Below are 4,915 nucleotides of genomic sequence, written 5' to 3'. Positions count from 1 at the left end.
TTATTAATTATTCATTATTAACTATTAATTATTAATTGCCTTTCCCTGTTCTGCCACAACTCACGTGCCAGCTCCTGTGCTTTTTCCAGCGAAGCCGCCCGGTCCAGTCCCCATAGCGCTACCGCTACGGTCTGGATCACTGCATTTTCGCCATAGTCATCGCTCTGCTCGCCACGCCATACCGCCAGCACGGTTTGTGCATCCGGCTCGCCAGGGGGGCTTTGTCGTGGCATGACGTTATCCAGAACGGCTGTGCCTTCCAGATGTTCGCCATGGCGGATGCCGGTGATCTGGGTGCGCGCATCCGGGCGGATTTCCAGTTCGCCGCCTTCGCCCTTGAATAACAGCAGGTCCTGATCACCGGCCAGGTCGGCGGCACCCTGGTGCAGCTCGATGTAGGCGGGATGGAAAACGCTCTGCATGGACAGGGGCGCTTTGGCCGGATTGAGACTTCTCGCCAGCGTATTGATGGGGGAGCGCAGGCCAAGAAAGTAGCGCAGGGTCAGCAGGTGCGATAGTGGCGCGCAGAAAGTCTCCAGCGGCAGATACGCCAGGCCATACTGATCCAGATGGGCGGCGGCGGCCTGTGGAGAATCGGCCACCGGCAGCCCCAGTTGTGGCAACAGCTGGTCACTGTAGACCCGGTTCGGAGTATGGGCGGGCCCGCCATGAAGCAGGGTGCGGATGCCCTGGCTAGCCAGTAACAATGCTGCCAGCAGATACCAGGGGTGGTGCTTTTTCTTGCCCGCGTAGCTGGGCCAGTCAAGCTGCACGTCCGGCAGGTCGGCCAGCGCCCGGTAACACACCGGACGGCAGGCATCCAGAAAGCCGGCCAGCTCCTCGGGCGTTTCTTCCTTTACCCGTAGCAGCATCAGGAAGGCGCCAAGTTGAATGTCTTCCACCTGGCCATCGAGAATGGCCTGCATGGCTTCCCGGGCTTCCTCCCGCGTGAGACTGCGCCGTGCCCGTTTACCGCGGCCAAGTGTGCGTACAAAAGGGGCAAAAGCATGTTCAGTCATGGTTAACCTCGTGGATGCCCGTCACTTCAGGCTGGGAAGGGCGCATGTTGCGTGAAGCGTACGACGAGTGAGCGTGATATCAATACCAACTGGTACAAGGGCCATGTTCGGCGACCAGCTCCAGCAGCCGGGGGTGGTCAATGACTGGCAAGGTGTTGTCCGGCAGAGCCAGTGCAGAGTGCTGCAGCAAATAGCCTTCGCCTTTCAGTGCGAAGCCGGAAGCGCACAGCAGGCCGGCATCGCTGAACACGCAGATATCACCGTCACGATACAGTGTCTCGAATGTCTGCCGTTGGGGACTGTGCGGGGGAAAACCGATCAGATGAATCATCGCTTCAGAACACCACAACCTGAGTGCACTGGTCGCGCAGCCTCAGCAAGGATTGAGAGTCCAGCGTCTCTACCGGGACTGGCGTCACTGGCGCAAGACTGTCAGTGACACAGCGTACGCCAAAGTCGGGGAGCTGTGCCAGACCGTGGCTGGGTGCCCGTTGCAGCTGAGACAGGGACGCTTCGGTGAGCCACAGGATCGTGGGCTGGCCAAAGGCTGCCCCGGTTAACAGCATATCCAGGGTTTCCTGAAACTGGCTGGATAGCGGCGCACTGCCGGTGGCGATGTAGAGAATCGGGTTAGCCAAACTGAATGACCCGGTCGCTGTTGATAAGAGCATCGGCCCACTGGCCCAGACCGGCCAGAGTAAAGCCCTCTGCCAGGGTATCCGGTACCACGCCCCGTCGCTGGGCTGCGCCTACACAAACCACTGCATCAACAGGGTTCTCAGCCAGCCATTGCTGCCATTGTTGCGCGGCACAGGCCTGATCGCCGTCGCCACGCCAGGCATGACGGTTGGCAAGGTGCACGGCGTCACGGTAGAAGAAAAGGCGGTACAGATGGAAGTTGGGATGGGCCAGTAATGCCCGGGCAGTATCAAGGGCAGTCAGTGCGGCGGCGGAATCCGCCGCCGCATTGACCAGAAGGGCAAACCGCATCAATCATCGCCACCAAGGGCGGTGAGCAGGTGCAGCAGAGACATGAAGAGGTTATACAGGGACACGAACAGGGTCACCGTGGCCATGATGTAGTTGGTCTCCCCGCCGTGGATGATGGCGCTGGTCTGCCACAGGATCAGCATTGAGGACAGCAATACGAAAGCGGCGGAGATCGCCAGGGCCAGTGCTGGTATGGCGAAGAAAATATTGGCGATTGCCGCAATAAAAGCCACCAGAATACCGACCATGATGAAATTGGTCATGAAACTGAAGTCTTTCTTGGTCACCAGAGCGATGGCTGACATGGCCACGAAGATGCCTGCAGTGCCGCCCAGGGCCATGGTTACGATTTCCATGCCGCCCGGCATTTGCGCGTACATGTTGATGATCGGGCCAGTCGTAAAGCCCAGCCAGCCGGTCAAACCGAATACGGCCAGAATGCCCCAGGCGCTGTTGCGGAGCATGTTGGTAGCGAAAAGCAGACCAAAGTACACGCCGAGAGTCAGCCAGACGTTAACAAAGCCGATGTTGCTGGCCATGGCAAACCAGGAGGCGCCGGTGGCCACAATCAGTGACAGCCCCAGCAGCATGTAGGTGTTCTTCAATACCTGGGCCGCGCGCTCCCCGGTGACGGCTACGCCGTGCGGAGAGACGGAATAGGGGTTGGTCTGGTTATTCATGTGTTTGCACTCATCCTTAGGAATTGTCCCTGTGATAATAAGGGCGGTAACGCCAAAATCAAGCGAAGAAACAAGGCATAAAGGCCGATTTTTTATGGGTACGACGGGGGATCGGGACAGGGCGGGCGCTACAGCCGTTTTTCAACCAAAACGGCGCCGCAACAGGGTTGGTCCGAATCGGCAAAGGCATCGGGTTTTGCTATGACTGAACAAATGCTGATCGGCAGTGGCAGTCTCTCAAAGACAGGGAAGCGTTGATGAGGCGGCTACCCATGTGCAGTGTGGCTGATTGTTCCCGATTTAGTGAGGAGATGATTGAGTTGGCCCCGCAGCTGATTAACTTTCCACCAGTTGCAGCGAGGATTTGCGAAGCGCGATTGACTGACTTCATTGCTCATGTATTATTGCGGGCCTGTCTGGAGGGGTGGCAGAGTGGCCGAATGCACCGGTCTTGAAAACCGGCGACGGGAGACCGTCCGTGGGTTCAAATCCCACCCCCTCCGCCAAACAAGAAGCCCGTGCTCGCAAGAGCGCGGGCTTTTTTTATGGCCAATCGGGCGACGAAACCGACGACGGAGCGGTAGCGAGTTACGAGGAGCGAAAGTCGAAGCCGGTTTTGATTTTCGCTCCTCGCTCCTCGTAACTCGAAAACCTGCGTGTCTATATCGTTGGTTCCAGCAAAGCCGCAAATTCCTGTAGCCCGTCCAGTCCCTGAATATCATCCTCCAGCAACGGTAGCTGGATTCTGGGTAGTCCTTTGAGCGACTCACCCAGTTCGATCATGTGTCGTTGCTGACGCACCAGGCGGGCGGCGAAGAAGGCGCTGTCGGCGGCATCCGGGAGTACCCGGTTGACGATGGCCCCTGCCACCGGGATATGGCTGTCGCGCAGGGTGGCGACGGCGCGGGCGGTTTCCAGGATGGGCAGGCGTTCCGGGGTCAGTACGAACAGGAAGGCGGTGTGGTCCGGGTCGCTGAGCTGCCGTCGGGTGCGGTGGAACAGGCGCTGTCTGGCCATTAGCGTTTCTGCCACTTCTCGACTGCGCGGGTCCAGATCTGCGGTGGCGTGTTCGGTGGGGTCCTGCAGCGGGCTGTCCAGGTCCTTGCCGGGAGTCAGGTGTCCGAGCACCTTGCCCAGGGTTCGTGCTCTTTCATTGTGGCGTAACAGACCATCGGTCCAGGCGGCCATCACTTCCGGCAGGCTCAGCAGTCGCAGAGTGTGGCCGGTGGGTGCAGTATCGAAAATTACCAGGTCATAGTCGCGGCTGTCTTCATCGATAGTGCGAGCGATACGTTCCAGTAGAGCCGCTTCCTGGGCACCAGGAGACTGGCGACTCAGACGCAATTGCTTTTCCAGCTCCCGCACCTGGTCCGGGCCGGCAAAGCGCCGCATCTGGGCACTGACACGATCCAGATATGCCTCCACTTCCTGATCCGGGTCCAGCTCCAGGGCGACCAGATTGGGAGCCATGCGGGTCGGGTGGTTGCCGATGGGCCGGTCGAAGGCGTCGGCCAGACTGTGGGCGGGATCGGTAGATACCAGCAATACCCGGCGCCCCTGTTCTGCGGCGCGCAGGGCCAGTGCCGAGGCGGTCGTGGTTTTCCCTACGCCGCCCTTGCCGCCAACCATCAGCAGGGACTTTTCCGCCAGCAGTCGATCCAGATCCAGAGCGGTCTCAGCCATCAGCAGCAGCGGAAATGGTCGAGCGGGGAACGTTCCATGCCCATGCGGGTATGCCAATCGTGGAAACGGTCCATGAGCAGCGGTTGCAGTTCCAGCGTGCTCCAGGCCGCCGGGTTGGGTACACCCATCATTTCGGCAAATACCAGCAGCATGAACAGGTCTTCCTCGTCCCGTTTGGCCCGAGCGATGGCCGCCCGATAGGGCGCGTTGTAGTACTGGGCACCCAGTTCGCCCAGACGACGAAAAAGCAGCCGAGTCTTGCCGGACATCAGATGTTCTCCGGTGGGGCGCTAAAGGCGCGTTTCAAGGCCGCTGCACACTCCAGGGTCACCAGCAAGGCGGCTACCAGCACGACCAGATCCAGCCCCAGCAGGAACCAGTCAGATTGGTCGTAGAAACTTTTCAGCTGAATCAGCAGGGCGTACAGGGTCATGACCAACAGAAATACCAAGGGCGCCAGAGTATAAATGGCAGGGCGTCCCCGTTTCACCAGCATGATGGTGATCACCAGCAGGGTTAGTCCGGCCAGCAACTGGTTGGTGG

General features: G+C 59.5%; 8 protein-coding genes and 1 tRNA gene. 1 reads left to right on the top strand and 8 read right to left on the bottom strand.

Annotation, left to right across the window (positions count from 1 at the left end; all coding sequences use genetic code 11):
- Positions 1-17 precede the first annotated feature (17 nt).
- The 5 genes from A3714_RS01435 to A3714_RS01415 form a co-directional block, all read right to left on the bottom strand.
- Positions 18-1,019 carry a glycosyl transferase family protein gene (locus tag A3714_RS01435; RefSeq protein ID WP_063509098.1) on the bottom strand — a complete coding sequence of 334 codons (1,002 nt, stop codon included), beginning with the start codon at positions 1,017-1,019 and terminating at the stop codon, positions 18-20.
- 79 nt (positions 1,020-1,098) lie between these two features.
- Entirely contained in the window at positions 1,099-1,350 is a 252-nt protein-coding gene (locus tag A3714_RS01430; protein WP_063509099.1) for a hypothetical protein, read from the bottom strand.
- A 4-nt stretch (positions 1,351-1,354) separates the two neighbouring features.
- Positions 1,355-1,657, bottom strand: coding sequence for a hypothetical protein (locus A3714_RS01425; protein WP_156492929.1), 303 nt, complete (start codon positions 1,655-1,657; stop codon positions 1,355-1,357).
- Positions 1,650-2,009 carry a sulfurtransferase complex subunit TusD gene (gene tusD, locus A3714_RS01420; RefSeq protein WP_062817285.1) on the bottom strand — a complete coding sequence of 120 codons (360 nt, stop codon included), beginning with the start codon at positions 2,007-2,009 and terminating at the stop codon, positions 1,650-1,652. Before tusD ends, A3714_RS01425 begins: the two co-directional genes overlap by 8 nt.
- Complete coding sequence (locus tag A3714_RS01415) at positions 2,009-2,689, bottom strand: Bax inhibitor-1/YccA family protein (RefSeq protein ID WP_062817286.1); 681 nt, start codon at positions 2,687-2,689, stop codon at positions 2,009-2,011. Before A3714_RS01415 ends, tusD begins: the two co-directional genes overlap by 1 nt.
- Positions 2,690-3,107: 418 nt before the next feature.
- Between A3714_RS01415 and A3714_RS01410 the strand changes: the two genes are divergently transcribed.
- Positions 3,108-3,195, top strand: a tRNA-Ser gene (locus tag A3714_RS01410).
- Between the two features lie 154 nt (positions 3,196-3,349).
- Here the strand turns inward: A3714_RS01410 and A3714_RS01405 are convergent.
- From A3714_RS01405 to A3714_RS01395, 3 genes are all read right to left on the bottom strand, one after another.
- Positions 3,350-4,372 (bottom strand): ArsA family ATPase, encoded by a 1,023-nt coding sequence (locus tag A3714_RS01405; RefSeq protein WP_063508275.1) that lies wholly within the window; start codon positions 4,370-4,372, stop codon positions 3,350-3,352.
- Positions 4,372-4,641: a cory-CC-star protein gene (locus A3714_RS01400; RefSeq protein WP_062817288.1), complete on the bottom strand. Its 270-nt coding sequence runs from the start codon at positions 4,639-4,641 to the stop codon at positions 4,372-4,374. Before A3714_RS01400 ends, A3714_RS01405 begins: the two co-directional genes overlap by 1 nt.
- On the bottom strand, positions 4,641-4,915 hold a 275-nt coding region (locus tag A3714_RS01395; RefSeq protein ID WP_304439023.1), incomplete at its 5' end, for a carbon starvation CstA 5TM domain-containing protein. The genes A3714_RS01400 and A3714_RS01395, both read right to left, overlap by 1 nt.

Source organism: Alcanivorax sp. HI0007 (assembly GCF_001635525.1).
Classification (GTDB): domain Bacteria; phylum Pseudomonadota; class Gammaproteobacteria; order Pseudomonadales; family Alcanivoracaceae; genus Alcanivorax.
The sequence above is the reverse complement of the archived record's forward strand: the minus strand, read 5'-3'. Positions and strand labels throughout refer to the sequence as shown.